General features: G+C 34.8%; 17 protein-coding genes. 6 read left to right on the forward strand and 11 right to left on the reverse strand.

The window, feature by feature from the left end; translation table 11 throughout:
* Positions 1–228: 228 nt before the first annotated feature.
* A complete protein-coding gene (locus ACRZ9O_RS10445) occupies positions 229–624 on the forward strand; it encodes a hypothetical protein (protein WP_459458947.1) in 396 nt (131 codons plus the stop codon).
* A gap of 237 nt (positions 625–861) precedes the next feature.
* Here ACRZ9O_RS10445 and ACRZ9O_RS10450 read toward each other — a convergent pair whose 3' ends face one another.
* Together ACRZ9O_RS10450 and ACRZ9O_RS10455 are read right to left on the reverse strand one after the other, a co-directional pair.
* Positions 862–1,104 carry a hypothetical protein gene (locus ACRZ9O_RS10450; RefSeq protein ID WP_459458949.1) on the reverse strand — a complete coding sequence of 81 codons (243 nt, stop codon included), beginning with the start codon at positions 1,102–1,104 and terminating at the stop codon, positions 862–864.
* Between the two features lie 11 nt (positions 1,105–1,115).
* The gene (locus ACRZ9O_RS10455) at positions 1,116–1,721 is read right to left on the reverse strand and encodes a recombinase family protein (RefSeq protein ID WP_459458951.1); all 606 of its coding nucleotides are present in this window, start codon (positions 1,719–1,721) and stop codon (positions 1,116–1,118) included.
* 265 nt (positions 1,722–1,986) lie between these two features.
* On the opposite strand from ACRZ9O_RS10455, the gene ACRZ9O_RS10460 reads away from it, so the two are divergent.
* On the forward strand, positions 1,987–3,060 hold the full coding sequence (locus ACRZ9O_RS10460) for a tetratricopeptide repeat protein (RefSeq protein WP_459458953.1): 1,074 nt from the start codon (positions 1,987–1,989) through the stop codon (positions 3,058–3,060).
* A 198-nt stretch (positions 3,061–3,258) separates the two neighbouring features.
* Here ACRZ9O_RS10460 and ACRZ9O_RS10465 read toward each other — a convergent pair whose 3' ends face one another.
* Positions 3,259–3,705 carry a hypothetical protein gene (locus ACRZ9O_RS10465; protein WP_459458955.1) on the reverse strand — a complete coding sequence of 149 codons (447 nt, stop codon included), beginning with the start codon at positions 3,703–3,705 and terminating at the stop codon, positions 3,259–3,261.
* 8 nt (positions 3,706–3,713) lie between these two features.
* The gene (locus tag ACRZ9O_RS10470; RefSeq protein ID WP_459458957.1) at positions 3,714–4,634 is read right to left on the reverse strand and encodes a DNA cytosine methyltransferase; all 921 of its coding nucleotides are present in this window, start codon (positions 4,632–4,634) and stop codon (positions 3,714–3,716) included.
* A gap of 11 nt (positions 4,635–4,645) precedes the next feature.
* Between ACRZ9O_RS10470 and ACRZ9O_RS10475 the strand changes: the two genes are divergently transcribed.
* The gene (locus ACRZ9O_RS10475) at positions 4,646–5,467 is read left to right on the forward strand and encodes a PDDEXK family nuclease (protein WP_459458959.1); all 822 of its coding nucleotides are present in this window, start codon (positions 4,646–4,648) and stop codon (positions 5,465–5,467) included.
* Here ACRZ9O_RS10475 and ACRZ9O_RS10480 read toward each other — a convergent pair.
* The 6 genes from ACRZ9O_RS10480 to ACRZ9O_RS10505 form a co-directional block, all read right to left on the reverse strand.
* Positions 5,453–6,466, reverse strand: coding sequence for a DNA cytosine methyltransferase (locus ACRZ9O_RS10480; RefSeq protein ID WP_459458961.1), 1,014 nt, complete (start codon positions 6,464–6,466; stop codon positions 5,453–5,455). The genes ACRZ9O_RS10475 and ACRZ9O_RS10480 overlap by 15 nt on opposite strands.
* Before the next feature lie 4 nt (positions 6,467–6,470).
* Positions 6,471–6,938 carry a hypothetical protein gene (locus ACRZ9O_RS10485; RefSeq protein WP_459458963.1) on the reverse strand — a complete coding sequence of 156 codons (468 nt, stop codon included), beginning with the start codon at positions 6,936–6,938 and terminating at the stop codon, positions 6,471–6,473.
* Positions 6,939–6,950: 12 nt separating this feature from the next.
* Positions 6,951–7,319, reverse strand: a complete 369-nt coding sequence (locus ACRZ9O_RS10490; protein WP_459458965.1) for a hypothetical protein — start codon at positions 7,317–7,319, stop codon at positions 6,951–6,953.
* Positions 7,320–7,391: 72 nt separating this feature from the next.
* Positions 7,392–9,047 (reverse strand): tyrosine-type recombinase/integrase, encoded by a 1,656-nt coding sequence (locus ACRZ9O_RS10495; protein ID WP_459458967.1) that lies wholly within the window; start codon positions 9,045–9,047, stop codon positions 7,392–7,394.
* 1,063 nt (positions 9,048–10,110) lie between these two features.
* Entirely contained in the window at positions 10,111–11,598 is a 1,488-nt protein-coding gene (locus tag ACRZ9O_RS10500) for a tetratricopeptide repeat protein (RefSeq protein WP_459458969.1), read from the reverse strand.
* 223 nt (positions 11,599–11,821) lie between these two features.
* Entirely contained in the window at positions 11,822–12,871 is a 1,050-nt protein-coding gene (locus ACRZ9O_RS10505) for an ImmA/IrrE family metallo-endopeptidase (RefSeq protein WP_459458971.1), read from the reverse strand.
* A gap of 340 nt (positions 12,872–13,211) precedes the next feature.
* On the opposite strand from ACRZ9O_RS10505, the gene ACRZ9O_RS10510 reads away from it, so the two are divergent.
* The 3 genes from ACRZ9O_RS10510 to ACRZ9O_RS10520 all read left to right on the forward strand — a co-directional run bounded on the left by ACRZ9O_RS10510 (position 13,212) and on the right by ACRZ9O_RS10520 (position 16,875).
* Positions 13,212–13,973: a TylF/MycF/NovP-related O-methyltransferase gene (locus ACRZ9O_RS10510; RefSeq protein ID WP_459458973.1), complete on the forward strand. Its 762-nt coding sequence runs from the start codon at positions 13,212–13,214 to the stop codon at positions 13,971–13,973.
* 4 nt (positions 13,974–13,977) lie between these two features.
* Positions 13,978–16,365 (forward strand): glycoside hydrolase family 95 protein, encoded by a 2,388-nt coding sequence (locus ACRZ9O_RS10515; protein WP_459458975.1) that lies wholly within the window; start codon positions 13,978–13,980, stop codon positions 16,363–16,365.
* 102 nt (positions 16,366–16,467) lie between these two features.
* Positions 16,468–16,875, forward strand: coding sequence for a helix-turn-helix domain-containing protein (locus tag ACRZ9O_RS10520; RefSeq protein WP_459458977.1), 408 nt, complete (start codon positions 16,468–16,470; stop codon positions 16,873–16,875).
* Here ACRZ9O_RS10520 and ACRZ9O_RS10525 read toward each other — a convergent pair.
* A complete protein-coding gene (locus tag ACRZ9O_RS10525; RefSeq protein WP_459458978.1) occupies positions 16,836–17,444 on the reverse strand; it encodes a hypothetical protein in 609 nt (202 codons plus the stop codon). The two genes, ACRZ9O_RS10520 and ACRZ9O_RS10525, sit on opposite strands and share 40 nt — an antisense overlap.
* Positions 17,445–17,461 lie beyond the last annotated feature (17 nt).

Below are 17,461 nucleotides of genomic sequence, written 5' to 3' on the forward strand. Positions count from 1 at the left end.
GTAGTGAAAAGGTAAATGAGGATTATACTGAAGTAGTAATGAGAGAGAAAGTAGTAGATATAATAAGTTTTGAAAATAATTACCTACTAAAAAAATAAAATTAGTGAAAAGGTAAATGAGGATTATACTATAAGTATGGGGTATGAAAACTACTACCTCAAAACCAAATGGAAACGTAGTTTAACTAAAACCTTATGGTGTATAGGATTGGAAACCATTATTAAAATTATGAGTAAAAGTGAAATGTTTGCGGAACAGTTGTACAATGAATTAGAATCTTTAGGATTTTATGTTTGTAGTAGTGGAAGTGATTTAGAATCAAAAAGAAGTTTGTTTAAACCAAAAGTTAAACCAAATTTTTCTAATCAGACCGAATTAGTAAATTATCTTCATGATTTTGAAGGTATTAAACAATTTACGGAGAAGTATTCAAACGTATGTGAATTTTCAGTAGAATTAATCGGAAAGAAGGAATACTATGTTATATGGGACAGAAGAGTAAACCAACCATACGAAAAGAGTAAAAACTGTGTTCGAAAAGGATTTTTTTACGGAAAATATGACTTTAAAAATAAATCAGAATTTCTGAACCATATTCAATCTGATTACGGATTGTCCGATTAATTATGGAAAAAAATAATATTAAAAAATAGTAACAGTTGATTTGCATTTTATATAAAAGTTTGGTTTTGATTAAAATACTCACTGACTTTGTTGGTGAGTATTTTTGTAACTTTTCATTTCAAAAAAACTGTTTTTTATACTTTTTAAATATTAAACAAATAAAATAAGAACAAAAAAATATAAACGTATAAGGTTTCACTTTCTTTGAGGAACATTTTAAGAGGTTCCTTCCTTTCATTAGGTTAAACTTCTATTTAATTCTAATTTAAGATTTGAATATTCTTCTTTCAGGGTTTTTAGATCACTTTTCAGTTTGTATCCATCGTACATTAATTGCAATACTCTGGGACTGTTGGGAAATTCACCTGAAACCTCAGGTAAATGAGATGCAATATTCTCCAGTTCAGATTCCTTTTTAGGTATTATACGGTTTAATGCATTTATCCTACAACCAATTTGCCATTTTCTTCTCTCATCCATAATACCTAAAATTAACTAAGATGATATTTTCTCACTTTAACGATTGTACTTGATGAAACCCCTAACCTTCCAGATATATCCCTTACGGATTTACCTTTATCCAAAAGGGATATAATCTTCTGGTTAGTTTCCTTCTGAAGGAATTCTTGACGATTCTCTACCGTACCAACCTTTCTTCCTAATTTTCCTCCATTAATTACGAACATCTTTCTCCCCATCTCTGTCCTCTCCATAATGTTCTCCCTCTCTAATTCATATAGGGAACTCATAACGGAAGTAATCAAATTCCAAATTGGATTCTTCTTTCCATTCACTTGGGATTGCAAATTCCCCATCCCTCTCACAACTACATTAACCCCATTGTCCTCTAACCATTTCAAAGTAGTTAGTGTATCAACGGTATTTCTACCTAAACGAGATAGTTCCTCCACTACCAACTCCGTTACCTTCTCCTCCAAAACCAATTTCACCAATACCTTACCATTCTCTCTTTCCATAAAAGGAATCTTACCTGATACCCCTTTATCAAATAGGGTTAAATCATAAAACTCTTTATCCAGTTTAAATCGTTCTCCGTCTTGGGAAATGGTGGAAGTTCTGTTGTATTTGATCCTCATAATGTTTCGATTTAGAATTCAGTCTAAAACTAAAACAAGATTATTCAGGAGTCAAGCCAAATTTCGGGAAAGGTGTATTAAATTTTATTTTAATTAAATAAAACACACTTTATTTGTCCAAAATATAATTTCCGAACTAATTAATAAAAATTACATCCTCTAAATAAAATTATTATCAGAATCAATAAATTATTCGTCAATTTGTATCTTGAAGTAGTTATATTTTGAAATCGAAGTAACTGCTGAATTCAAAAAATACCTAAATATGAAACTATTAAATATTTTCTTCTATTTGTTTCTTTCTTTTTCCTCGATTGGACAAACAATTCAAGAGTTAAAGAAAAAGGTATCTGCAGATGTACAAGCTAGGAACTTTGATAATGCAATTTTAAATTTAAATAAAGCTATTAAAATTACTCCCAAAGATTTTTCATTATTAAAAATGAGAGCTTATTGTTATGAAAATATCAATATGATTGATTTGGCAATTAAAGATAATATTGAGGTATTGAAATATGATCAATCAGGTGAAACACATTTAAGAATAGGATTTGAATATATGCTCCTAAATAAGAATAAAGAGGCAAGAGTGTATTTGAAAAACGCATTATTACTTAAGCCTAATGATATACAAGGAATTTACAACTTTGGACTTTCATTTCAAAGAGATAATGAATTTTTAGAGGCAATCAAAATTTATGATGAATTACTAAAAATAGATAATAAACATATTCCAACTTTAATCTCCAAATCTAGGTGTCTTTTACTTTTAGGTGAGTTAGATAAATCAAAAGTAGTCGTGGATAGGTTTTTTGCAGATAATTATTTTGATCCCGAAATGTTAATGATTCGTGCGGAAATCAATCAAAAAAATGGTTTATTAGAACAATCCTTAAACGATTACAGTAGAGCTATAGTTTTACTTCCTGACGATACGGATTTATTAAATAGATCTGCTTCAATATTGGGAGAACTTGGTTTTCAACAAGAAGAGGAATTTATTAGAAAAAGGATAATTACTTTATATAAGTTAAATAAAGTTGATTCTGAAATGTTGTCATTAGAATATGGACTACTTGCAATTGCTCAAATAGGTTCATCTTCTTTTAAAGATGCCAAAGAGAGTTTAGATATATCAATTGACTTAAATAAAAATAAATCCAATTTGTATTTCTACCGATGTATAACAAAGGTCAAATTGAAAGATTTCGAAGGAGCTTGTGTTGATTTGAAAAAGGCTAATGAATTGAATCCTGAAAAAGCTAATGAGAATAATGAGTATTTTGATGATGATATTGAATTTGGTGAGTTTCAAAAGGTATGTTTTTCAATACCATGAAGGTTTAAAATTTGAATATTATGAACCTGTCTGTTAATTAGGGGTACTTACATAATATTCGGGTGGATTTGAAGAAAATGTTCTGATAATTCTTGGGGGGTATATTCTAATTTAACCTTACAAAAGGGACATTGATATTTAAAAGTCATTTTTTCCATAACTAATCTCAGTTTAGAATTTTAGACAAAATAGTTTCAACTATAAATTCAATAAATCCCACCTATTTAGATATACTTGTTCTATATCTTTAAATTTTCTCATTGAGCTATCATTGTGTTGTTGACCTTTCTTTCCGATAGTTGACAACCACTTTTTATGGTCATTAGTAATATAATCAGATACTACTTTACTGGGAACAATATAAAACTCCGGTAGGATATTTTGGGAAATAAGATTAACAAAAACATACATAATATTTGTATCAATCATTTTTTCAGATTTCTCATTTAACATCCATTCTCTCTTATTGATTTGGTTAGTTTTCACTTGAATTCCTAAAGTTTTTGTTGAGTCTTCGTTGCATACCAATATATCAATACCTTTTGTATTCTTCAAAGTAACAGAACATATATAACCTCTACGAGATAATTCCGCAGCAACGAAATACTCACCAGACACTCCGGCTAGTATACTTGATATTTTCATAATTGTTATTATTTGATATTCGAAGTTAAAGTATTCAGTATTTCACCTTTAATTACTTTACCAATACTAAAAGTTAATGGTGGCGGTACTGAATTTCCAATCAAACCCCATTGTTCATTAAAAGTTCCTAATAATTTAAACTCCAGGGGAAAACCTTGAAGGATTTTCAACTCCTCAATCGTAGGTTGTCTTTTAACTCCATTTTCAATAAAAAACATTGAGGGTGTTTTAGTTACAGTATAAGCAAAGGAATTAACCCCTTTTAGTTTTTTGTCAAATTGACCTCTACTGTGAAAATCAATTCCTTTAATTACATCCCCAATAAATTCAATATGTTCACTATGTTCTGGGAAAACAGGTTCCAAATTCAAATCCTCCCTAACCCCCATAATTATTACTCTTTGTCTTGATTGAGGAACACCGTAGTATAAAGAATTCATGGATTTCCATTTTATCCTATAATTCAAAGTTGAAAGGTCGTCTATGATTTTATTGAAAATACCTTTCATTGGACCTTTCAATAATCCATCTACATTCTCAATAATAAATGTTTTAGGTTGAAGTTCTAAGATAAATCGTTTTACTTGAAAAAAAAGATCATTTCGTTGGTCTCCAATCATCCTTTTACCTGCAATAGAAAAACCTTGACAAGGAGGAGATGCATCTAAAAGATCTAGTTCTCCGACATTTAACCTTAAAGTGTGAAGTAATCCCAGTGGATAAACATCATTTATGTTTTGATTTAACACTAAGGTGTCATTAAAATTTAACAAATAGGAATCACAGGCTAGTTTATTATTATCAATTGCTGCAATTGATTTAAACCCACTTAATGTATATCCAAGTGAAGATCCCCCACAACCAGAAAAAAGAGAAATGAATTTTTTAATGATTTCACGATTTGATATTTGAATTTGTGCATTTTGCACAAAAAAAGCAAATGTCAAATCATAATTGGGAACAGTTTGAAAAAAAGTCAGAGAAATATTTGAATGACCATTTATCAGAATTAGGATATAAGGTTATATTGAAAGGAGGAAGTAATTCTCACGAAACTGATTTGTACCTATATGACAATTTAGGTCATTTTTTGTTCTGTTTGGACTCTAAATTATGTCCAGCACAATGTGGACAAATTGTAATCATTGATAATGGTAGCAAATTTGAACTGTCTAAAGAGCTTAAGTCATCAAATCCATATTCGGAATCTATTTTATCATTGATTAACAAGTCTTACAAACAATTTTCTGAAAATTCAGATGATGTCATTCAAATCCTAGGTGTTGATGAAGTACTTGTTAATTGGGTAAAAAATCACTACCAAGAAAAACAATGTTTATATATAATTACAACCACGAAACTTGATAGTTATTACAGTATAATTCCTTTAGATGAGATTGAAAAAGTATTTGCTGTTTCAGCTGTCTTTAGAAGAAAAAGAAGTGGTACTCGTGATGTACCTAGAAAGAATTTTAAGTCTGTAACTGATTCTCTCACACGTCATTTAAATTCAAACGGTATATCAAAATATCAAATTAGAATAATCGGGAAACAATTGTTACTTGACCTACATCAAAAATCATTACCCAAAGGATTAATGTATTTTGAAGATTATTTCATATCAGATTTAGGACAGGGACTTTATAGAGTAAAAAATAGAGCAAAGACCAATAATGTAAATGTTGTTTTCACTATGAACTACACTGGAAATAAAAGTAATATCGGATTAGAGGTATTAAAGAACTATTTAAATTCCCGATAAAGATTTATTAACCTCTATCAGGATATGTTGAAGAACATCAACAACGACAGAATTCCCAAACTGTTTATATGAATGATTCTTATTCAATGATAATTTGAATGATTTAGGAAAACCTGTAATATTAGCACATTCCCGAGGTGAGAGTTTCCGTATTTTACCATCAATTAAATATAATCCCGTTTTTGCACCAGTGCCTCCACCATAAGCAGACAGGGTTATTGCATTACCATTAGGAGAATAAATTCGATCCCCTTGACTTGCTTTTTTAATTGATCCCAATCTAATAGATTTTCCATCATTTAAATCAAACAATGTATTATTTGAATAATACAGTTCCTCATTTAATTTGAGATTTTTCAACTTCTCTTCTGGAATAATACAATCACTTACATTTTCATTTTCAAGAAAATCAATCAACTTAACATTTTTATTTATTGGTTCTGGGAATTTGAACTTCGTAATATTTAAATCTTTTCTAAAACACACGAAGTAAATCCTTTTTCTAATTTGGGGAACTCCAAAATGTGATGCATTTATTACTTTATAAAAAGTATTGTAACCGATATTAGAAAGTACTTCTATAACAGTTTTCAATGTTTTACCATTATCGTGTTTTTCAAAATTGAAAACATTTTCCAATAATAGTAACTTAGGTTTATGGTAATCAGCGATTCTAGCAATATCAAAAAATAATGTACCCCTACTATCTTCGAACCCTTTTTGTTTACCAGAGATACTGAAAGCTTGACAAGGAAATCCTCCACAAATTATATCATGTTTAGGGATATCTGACTCATTGATTTTTGTAATATCTCCATTAATATCAATGTTGAAATTGTCTTTATATACATTTTGTGCTGCTTTATCCCATTCGGATGTAAAAACACAATCCATTTTAAAAGAACTAAGTGCTAAGTGAAACCCCCCAATTCCAGCGAAAAGGTCTATAAACTTCATCCCACTTAGATTAACATAATCACTTTTTTTAGGGTCTATCATTATATTACAGTAATTCTGATTTATTTATGAAACAAATGGTATTTCTATTAATTTGATCAAATTGACTACCACTTTTTGCCAAACTAACACATTCAATTTTAGAAATTGATCCTATAAATTTTATATATCTATATCTGTCGAATAATTGAAATATTAGATACATATCAACCTCAATATCAGGAATTGCAATTCTACTCGACTCATCCACTCCCAATAGTAAAGTTCTTATATTATTATGAATTACAATATTAGAGGTTTTCAATATCTCCTGTTCATTTATAAGATTTAATTGATTATCCTTTTGAAAAATATAAACAGGAAGTATTTTCTTATACTGATTATTTAGAAATAATATCCCATCTAATTTATCATTCAATTGAAATGAATTTTTCAATTGAAATTTGTTAACAACAGCAGATTTGATTTTATCTAAAAAAACATTGGGTATAATATGTTGTTTATCTTTTTCCATTTACTCAGTCTTTTACCACTTATAACCACAACAAGGGCAATTGTTCTTTGTTAATAATTGACCGTCTCCCTCAACTTCTTTGGGTAAAATTACTTTCATTTCAGGATTATACCTATTTAACCATCTCCTAACCGTCTCCTTACTTAAGCCAACATCTATCAAATAGTTCTCCCATCCTAACTTCGACCCATTTGGGTCGAGGTCATTTCTTACTCCTTGGTTTGTAAGTTTACTTTTCGCAATATATAATTCATTTAGTATTTCAACTGAGATCGTTTTCCAATTCAAAACTAACCTCTTCATTTTCTTGACTGATCCCTTATAATTCCATTCTTCAGGAATTGAAGGGTTTTTTAAATCATAAATTATAATATCATCCATACTTTAGATTTTTAATATTACAATTTAAATAAATGGGAATAAATGCGCAAATAATATTAATCAACCCGAGGTTTATTTTTCAGTTCCAATATTTTTATATTCTTCCATTAGGGTAACTACAGTTGATTTATATAGTTCATCAGTAATAATACCCTCGCCTAACCAAACTTTCAATTCAATTAATTTGTTTTTTAATGTACTACTCGGGGTAATTGACGTCTCCACAGTATGTTCAATCTCAGATTCCCCGTTGACAAAGGAGTACATTTGTTTTAATTTCAAATCATAAGATTGAACATAATTTTTAGTCATACCTAACCCTGTATGTCCCATAGCTGAACTTAAACTAAATGGGTCAATACCTAATATGTTTGCAATTGTTGAATACGTCTTTCTTCCCATGTGAAAAGAAATTGTTGAATGTAGTGGGATATTTTGGTCTTCAGGAGTGTTTCTCCCCACAACTTTCCTTACTAACACTAAATTTTTGAATTCTAGTATTTTCGCAATCTCCTTTAGGTGTCTGTTTGCTTTTGTATTATAATTATCTCGGGTCGTATCATTTTCAATGCAATTCAAAGGAAACAAATAATCATTTTGTGATCTATTCTTAGAGTATTTTCGATATATCCATTCGGAAAGGGGATTCTCTATGATATTTACAGGTTTCTGGGTTTTTCTTTGAATTATTGGATACACTTTTTTTATGAAATCATAGTTACTTATTTTCAGACGGATTAAATCACTCCACCTTATTCCAGTACTACAAGAGAATAAAAACATATCCTTAATTACCTCATATACAGTGAAACAGATCACCTTTTCAGTTGATTCAGATCCTATTATTCTATATTTTGAATCCCTTAAAGCCAAATTGTCCTTTCCACGGATTGTTTTATTTACTTGAACCTTTATTATGAAATTATTATTCCTCCATTCTTTTAAATAATGTTTGTAGCATAAGGGGTACTTATTTAAGAATAATTCATCTGATTCTTGAATAAAATCAAATTCCCTATATTCAAAGAGTTCTTGAATTTGCTCTAATGTCAAAACATTTATTTGTTTATATGAAACATTAAGATTGTGTTTAAACTCTACATTTAATTCAGAAATAAGTTTTTTTCTTTTAGCCCAATTCAGAGATTGTTTTAGTGTTTGAATTACTTTAACGGAGGTTGTATTACTCAGTTTTTTTTGAATTAGGTAATTCAGTAATAACTTGAAGAAACCTTCATCTATTTCATCTGTACCAAATTCTAAGGAGTATTTGTTTTTAATAAATTCCTCAACAATTCCAAGTCGATATTTTGTTGATCGATTTTTATTTTTATCTCCAAGTTGAATAAATTTTACATATTTGTTTATTACATAAAGTAGTGAATATGTGTCTTTTGAAGATTCAACATTTGTTTTTAAACTTACAGATTTTTTCTTTTTATGAAATTCGTCAGATACAAGTTTTACAGTAGGATTATTTCCTCTGGATTGAATTTGGAAAATTACCTCTGAAACTGATTGTTTGAATTGCCTGAGGATTTCATTTTTTAAAATGTAATCTTCTTCAAGTTTCTTTATCGGTGATTCCTGTTTTTCTTTTTGGAAATTTAGGGACAAACATTTTACCCCAGGAGAGAAGTCAACTTGTTCCGAATTGTGATTATAACGGAGCAAAATATATGCATCCTGAGTCGCTTTAATACCTCTTGCAATATACCTTAGTTTCATTCGTTTGAATTAGTAACTGAAGTTACAAAAAATTAGTGAACAATTACACCATAAACGTGTAATTTTTACACGTTTATGTAGATATAATTTAAAATAAAATTATATTAAAATATTGACAATGAGGTAATTATGTTAAATATGATTCTAGAAGTTTGAATACGGGATCTACCACAGCAGTTCAAGCAAGAACCCTTCCTATTTAATTAGGAGGGGTTTTTTGTTGTCCTAGACTCCTGTATTCATTACAACTGACGCAAAACTGACGCAAATATGGGGTGAAAACATCTAATTTGTTGAGCATTTTGCTCATAGTAAAGGTAAGAAATATACTGTTTCAAATTCCCTAGACAAGAAATTCAAATTTGTCAGTAGGTTATTATTGCTCGCACTTCGTGCTCGCTGCATCCCCAAATACTATTATTGCTCGGACTTCGTCCTCGCCCAGCGCTGACGCCACATCCCCTTTATAGTATTGCTCGCACTTCGTGCTCGCTGCATCCCGTGCATTAGAACCGATGAAAAGCGAATCGTCTTATGGCGTATCATTAATATGGGGGCGGTGGGGCTGGTACTGCAGCTCGTGGCTGTAGGGGGCTACGCGTATCATCCCTTATAGTACGAAATCTTCATTTCCCAGGAGGGGGGCATAGAGCCGTTCTTGAAATCGCCACCATTTTGGGGCAAAAATTGGAGTTGGTGAGATGATGGTGATTTCTAAATTTAAAATTTTCTGAAAAAAATGGCTAGGCATGAAAAAACCACCACACTCATTGGCTTGGGATATTGGTATATAGCGGTAATACCTAAAATTACTGGTTATTGAATTAGAAGATCAAGCGTAGATAAATGAAGATTTAAAATCTGTCGCAGCCAGTGTGAACATGTTCGTTGACAGAATCGTCAGTTAATTCTAGTGATATTAGAGCTGATCTTTGTATTTGACATGCGGGCAATTGGTGGGTTAGAGATCAGATTGATAAATTGAGCAGATCATAATCGAGCTATTTTCATAAAACCATTGGTGGCTCCTTGTGTCTGCTATAATTTCAAGTTGATTATTAAATTATTTTACGCGATAATAATTATCAATTTCAAAGCTTAACCAGATTTCATTAGTACCCTTCTCATAAAAATCATCAGTAGAACCAACACGCCATTTCCCCATTTTTTTATCTGTAATTTCTAGAAATTGAGAGACTAAAAGAACAAAATTATAGTTTTGATTTTGATTTGAAACACCATGAAACTTTAGTAAAAAACCTGATACATCACCTCTTTGATTTTTACCAATTATATCACCATATTTATCTGTAATATCTCTATCTAGATTTCTGTATTGTTTTATTTCTTCAATTTCAAATGTACCTTTTATAGTTGCTTGGTATGTATCATAAACTGGTTTAGCATTATAAACATCGTTTAAATTAAACGGGTTTCCTTTAGCCCTACCCGTGCTGAAGCCTAGCATTTTATCTTTTCTTTTCCATGTTACTATTGCCTTAAAATCTCTACCATTTATATTAATCCATCCCCCTCCATCAAGTGCATGCTCTCCCTGAAGTGACATTAATAATTGATTTTCATTAACTGTTCTTAAATCTAAAACCTTTAACTGTTTAACTAGATTAGCAATATCTTTCTTTTGCCGATTTGATTCTAAAGTTTTTCTAATTTCAGCAAGGATTGCATCAGAATTTTTAATGTGAGTTTTCTCAAAATAGCTTGCTGCAATTTCGAGGTTTTTAACCACCCCCTTTCCTTCTAGATAAAGTGCACCAAGATCAAAATTTGCATCTATATTTCCAGCATTAACAGCATTTTCATAATATTGTCTTGCCTTTTGATAATTAATTGGTACTCCTTCTCCTAGAAAATAGCAAGTTCCTAAATTTTGCATAGCCAATCCACTTCCCAAATCGGCAGCTTTTTCCCAATAATATTTTGCAGTGTAGATATTTTTAAATTGTCCAGTAAAGCCGAAATAATGCGCTCTCGCCAAATATATGTATGCCGAGCTTATTTCGTCTTTAAAATTTGAAATATTTGCACCATTTACAAATTTCCCCAACCAATATGCTCCTTTTTCAAAGTTTTCTGGCCCCCAATCTCCATTAAAATATCCGGCTCCAAGGATGTACATAGAAGTGTAACCATTTTTTAAAGCACCTTTTTCGAACCAGGAAATTGATTTGTCAATGTTATTAAAACCTGAATCTTTATCTCTATAAATAAACCCAAGCATTTTCATACCTAAAGCATCTCCTTGATTTGCCAATTCTTCAAACAAGTTTATGGCTTTAATTATCGATTTCGCTGGACCTTTACCATTTAGATACATCATTCCTAGTTGGAATTTTGAAACAGAGTCTAATTGTCTTTGATCAACTGAATTATATATATGGAATGCTTCATCAAAATTTTTGGAATAATAATAGCTTGAAGCAATTTTTAAACTATCATTTAATGACTTTGCTGTTTGACTATTGGTGCTTTGCGCATTTGAGACTAACGAAAACAATGTAAAAATGGAAACAAACGCATATATTTTCATAATCTTGTAATTTTTATTTATTTAAATTTAATAAACTAAAGTTCTTTTTTTTATATAACATGAAAGTATTTAATCGTGTTGCATGGGTGTGCGCGTCGCAACTGCCCTGTCTGTGTTGAATATGATTTTGCAAAGGAAGATTTATGTACCTTCTTCGAGTAATCAATAGGCTTAACATCGCAGGCGAATAATAGAATTATTAAACTTAAATAGATGAGGTTTCTCATTTGATGTATCCTATTGATTTAAGATGTTTCATGCAGGCTTTACGATACCTTTCAGCAAATGCGTTTGCTTCTTGCTCAAAAGGATTAGAGCTGTGCGAAAACACTGCAGCGTAGTCATCATAGTTATCAAAGTCCGGATTCGTGCAATTTTGAATGTGGTGCTTCAATTCATGGAGCGTAGTTCTAACTAAATATTTAAGATTACTCTGCACATGCATTCCATCTGGAAGTTCTTCAAACATGGACAAAACAGTAAATTTTTCAAAAGCCGAGAACTCCTGAAAATTGGAATAGTCCTCGCTCATTAATCTTTGCAAGTCAGCATTGGGAACTAAAAACTTAACACCGAATCGACTTAATGCTAATTGACTTACAGCATCTGAATTATATCCGTAATTCGTGGCAAAGTTGACCAACGCTCCATATAATCTTTTAGAATAAAATCTTCCTTTTACTCCATCTAATGTTACAACCATCGGTAAAGCATAGGTGAAAGCCTTCCGAGAAATAGTGACGAATTTGATACTATTTCGTTCCACGATTTGGATATCATCAACTACATCCTGATCTGTGATATACCAAACAGATTTCACCTCAGCTTTAAACACTGCCAATAAATCATCATTTATCAGTAATGATGGGATTCGCTTAACTGTTTGAAACAGACGAAATGCATCCTCTGGCGTCCAAGGACTAATTTTATCGGATAAAGCAATCCCATGTTTGTTTAATAGATTGATTGAATTGAAGTCCTCTGGAATCTTAATACTTTGATCAAGTACCTGAATCTCATTCGGTTGATTAATGTAACTCTGCTGTGCATGTCCTACAAAACTTGAATCATCTTGCCACTTGTATACGTAATTAGTAGAATTCGATAAAGTGATGGGGTTAAGCGTGATTTCAAAGGTTTTAGCAGTTCCATTTAATTCAAATACTTGAGCTGTCGGAAAATAATAACCTGTTGCATCTAGTTTGAGAGCCCACTTACCATTACTTAAACTTTGGAAGGTATGTTCAACAGTTGAATTTGATGAACCCCCCAATTTTTTAAATTGAAAATTTTCAGAACTTTTCTGAATTTGAATTGTGCATGTATCCCCAGTCTTAAGACCACTTACCTTTACCGTTACAGCATTTTGCGCCAATAAAGTATAATTACAGCAAAAAGCGATTATAAAAAGTAATATAAATCTATGTAGCGAATTGTAGGATATTCTCATTGCTCAAGAGTAGTTTGTAAATAAAATTATGTAAATATTATTTTCTATTACACTTTTAATGGGAGAAAGTATGAAAATCGTTATCTAAATATCTTATCAACACCCGAAACCCACCTATACCAAACCACAAAATTTTTACTATTTTTAGGAGAAATTACCCCTTATGCGCAAATTCCTCCTAAACCTCATTGAACAATTCGGTTACAAAGTCACAAAATTCGATCGCAAGGCCGCTGGGCCCTACGCGGATATTCAGGACAAAACCTTTTGGAGCTTTTACGAGAAATGCCAGCCCTACACAATGACCTCGGTAGAGCGGATGTTTGCGTTGTATCAGGCGACGAATTATGTGATTGATCAACAAATACCGGGGGATTTTGTGGAATGTGGCGTTTGGCGTGGGGGTTCGTCGCTGATGGTGGCGCAGGTGTTAGCGCACCGCGGGGTGAGCGATCGCCACCTCTATTTATACGATACTTTCGAGGGGATGTCTGAACCTACGGCGGAGGATGTGGATTTTAGGGGCCAAAAAGCGGACCAAATGCTCGAGCAAACCCAGGACCAGAAGGAGACTTCGGTTTGGTGTTTGGCAAACTTAGACGATGTGAAATTAACGATGTCGAACAGCTCATTTCCTGCAGAAAATATCCATTGCGTGGAGGGGAAAGTCGAAGACACGATTCCTGTCACAGTTCCCACAGGCGCCATCGCCCTGTTACGTTTAGACACGGACTGGTACACTTCTACCAAGCACGAATTGATTCATTTATATCCTTCTTTAAGCGAAAACGGCGTTATGATCATCGACGATTATGGCCACTGGGAGGGCTGCCGAAAAGCAGTGGACGAGTATTTCGCAGAGCAAAAGACTTCGATTTTATTACAGAGAATTGACTACACGGGCCGTTTGGCGATAAAAAAATAAACCTATGCGCATCCTATTTTTAACCCTTTTAGCATTCAGCACCTTCGCAAAGCAAACACAGCAGAAACCCATGCGATTGTGGTACGATAAACCGGCGACGTATTTTGAAGAGGCGCTTGTGCTCGGAAATGGGAAGCAGGGGGCGACTGTTTTTGGCGGGACAAAAAGCGATAAAATCTTCTTGAATGACCTGACTTTGTGGTCTGGAGAGCCGATGGATCCCTATATGAATAAGGAGGCCTATAAAAATCTGCCAGCGGTTCGCGAGGCTTTGCGTCTCGAGAATTATAAGGCGGCTGATTCTTTGGTCCGTAAAATCCAAGGTAAATTCTCGGAATCTTATGCGCCACTGGGAACCTTATATGTAGACTTTAATCACGAGAATCCGACGGAATACCGCCGCGAATTGAATTTAGACAAGGCGGTTTCGACAGTCCATTACCACGCGGGGACGAACGAGATTCGCAAGGAATATTTCTTCTCGCATCCAGACAATGTGTTCGTGATTCACTTAACGAGTAAGGAGAAAAAAGGGCTGAATTTTACGGTTCAATTCAAGTCGCTGTTGAAATATGCGACTAAATCGACCATCAATCACTTGCACGCGAAAGGAACGGCGCCGGTGCGAGCGGATCCGAATTATGTCCGCAAGCAAGGGAATCCCATTATGTTCGATGATTCAAAAGGAACACGTTTTGCATCCGATATTTTGATTCAGTCGGCGGATGGAAAAGTAGTGAGAACGGATTCGACTTTGCAGATGGTGGGCGGAACGGACGCGACGATTTTAGTGACGATGGCGACTAGTTTTAATGGTTTTGACAAGAGTCCATCGAAGGAGGGTTTGAACGAAGACGAGCTGTCGGAGAAGCGTTTGCAGGCGGCCAGCTTTAAGGGTGCGGAGCAATTGTTAGCGCGCCACTTAGCGGATTACCAGCCGTATTTCAAGCGCGTGAACTTGAGTTTGCCGGCGGATAATGCACCGGAATTGCCTACGGATGAGCGTTTACGTCGTTATGCCAAAGGCGAGAAGGACAACTACCTCGAAACTTTGTACTTCCAGTTTGGGCGGTATTTATTGATTTCGAGCTCGCGGACGCCGGGCGTTCCAGCGAACTTGCAAGGACTGTGGAATCCACACATTCGACCACCTTGGTCTAGTAATTATACGATGAACATTAATGCCGAAGAGAATTATTGGCTGGCAGAAAATACGAATTTGAGTGAGATGCACACGCCGTTTTTAGGCTTCTTAGAGAACTTAGAAAAGACGGGACGCATCACAGCGAAGACATTTTACGATGCACCAGGTTGGGTGGTGCACCACAATTCAGATATTTGGGCGATGTCGAATCCCGTGGGGGATTTCGGAAACGGAGATCCGAGCTGGGCAAACTGGCCTATGGGAGCGACTTGGGCTTCGACCCATTTATGGGAGCATTATTTGTTCACGCAGGACAAGAAATTCTTAGAGGCGAAAGCCTATCCTTTAATGCGCGGTGCGGCGGAATTCTGCCTGTATTGGTTAATTGAAGACAAAAAAGGTCGCTTGATCACGTCTCCATCCACTTCGCCTGAGAACAAATTCATCACGCCTTCGGGCTACGAAGGAGCAACGGCCTACGGAGCGACAGCGGATTTGGCGATGATTCGCGAGTTGTTTTTGGACTTAATCGCAGCAGAAAAAATACTTCAAAAAGACCCGTCTTTCCAGGTGTCTTTAGAAAAGGCTTTGGCCCGTATACTTCCGTATCAAGTAGGTGCGAAAGGTAATCTACAAGAATGGTATTTCGACTGGGAGGACACGGATCCGAAACACCGACACCAATCGCATTTATACGGTTTATACCCGGGAACGCACGTGACGGTGGCAGAAACGCCAACGATAGCAGCGGCGGCTAAAAAGACCTTGGAGATCAAGGGAGATGAAACAACGGGCTGGTCCAAAGGCTGGAGAATTAACCTTTGGGCACGTCTTCGGGACGGAGATCACGCGTACAAAATGTACCGCGAACTCTTGAAATACGTAGAACCAGACGGCGTAAAAGTGAACTACGCTCGCGGCGGTGGCACCTACCCGAACTTATTTGATGCACACCCTCCTTTCCAAATCGATGGAAACTTTGGTGGTTCCGCGGCTGTTGCAGAGATGTTAATTCAATCCACTCCAGAGTTAATTGAAACTTTACCTGCTTTACCAGCTGCTTGGGCTTCTGAAGGAACGGTTTCAGGCTTGAAAACACGTGGCGGATTCGAGGTTTCGATGAGCTGGAAAGACGGCAAAGTGACGTCTCTACACCTGAAAGGACTGAAAGGAAGTACGGCGAAAGTAAAGGTGAATGGCGAGATTAAAAGTTTGTTGATAAAAACGGGAGAAGTTCACGTTTTGTGAAGTTTTAGTGGTATGTTTGTGAAGGATTAGTGCTAGGTTTGTTTTTGACGAAACCACCTAACCACCATGAAAGTCCATACACAGTAAGCAGCTATTAATCCCATGAATTCTTCCCTGAAATACCGCGTCATTGACTCAGATACGCAATACAAAAGCTATTGCGATACAGTAGAAAAACTCGTCTTTAGCACTCACATTACCCCGGCCATTCAAGATGAGATTAATCTCTTGACCTTGCTGATCGAGACCTACGATAAACAAAACAGTACATTCCGGAACCTGGATCCTGTCCAATTATTGAAATCACTTATGACAGAGCACCGCATGAAAGCGGCGGATCTAGCTCGTAAACTACAAGTCAGCGAGGGTTTGATTTCCGATATCTTGAAATACAAAAAGGGAATGTCTAAAAAGACCATTCGTGGGATTGCAGAACTATTTAAGATGCAGCAAGAGGCTTTTAACAGACCTTATGTGACTTCCTCGACCAGCGAACTCACCCAGTCCTGATACAATTCCGTTTCAATCTGAACGGCCACAGCGGCATGCTGTTCCCAGTCTGGCCAAGTAGCTTTTAATTGCGAAATCATCTCTTCTAAGTGCCCCTCTTCTTCTACGATGATGGATTTTACTTGGACTTTTGACTTAGTGTCTGTGAGGATTTGCTGGTAGATCGGATACAGTTCGTCTGCACGTAATTCGATGGCGTAGGTCACTAATAGATAGGCCGCCCATTTCACGTCGTAGCCGGTTAGGCCTAGTTTTTTCTTCGCATATTGGCTGACACGCAGGTCAAGAACGTCTAGATAGAAGCGGGAAGAGCGTGGGTTGATCAAAAAGGAATCGTCGTAAGTCTCGAAGCCGGACAGAACTAATTTGCTGATTTGCTTCTTTAAATAGTAGGCGTGGCGGTGTTCTTCTGCGGCGTGTTTTAGGATGATCAGGCTGACCTCTTTCTTGTGTTCAAACTTAGAAATTTTTCGCGCACCAGAATTTTCCATGAAGGAAAGCGTGTTCAAAAAACGGGCATGGGATTCAGGATTCGCCACAAGGGTGGCGATGGTATTAGCGGTATTCATGATTGACTTAGGCAAAA

This window comes from Aquirufa sp. HETE-40SA (genome assembly GCF_054558635.1).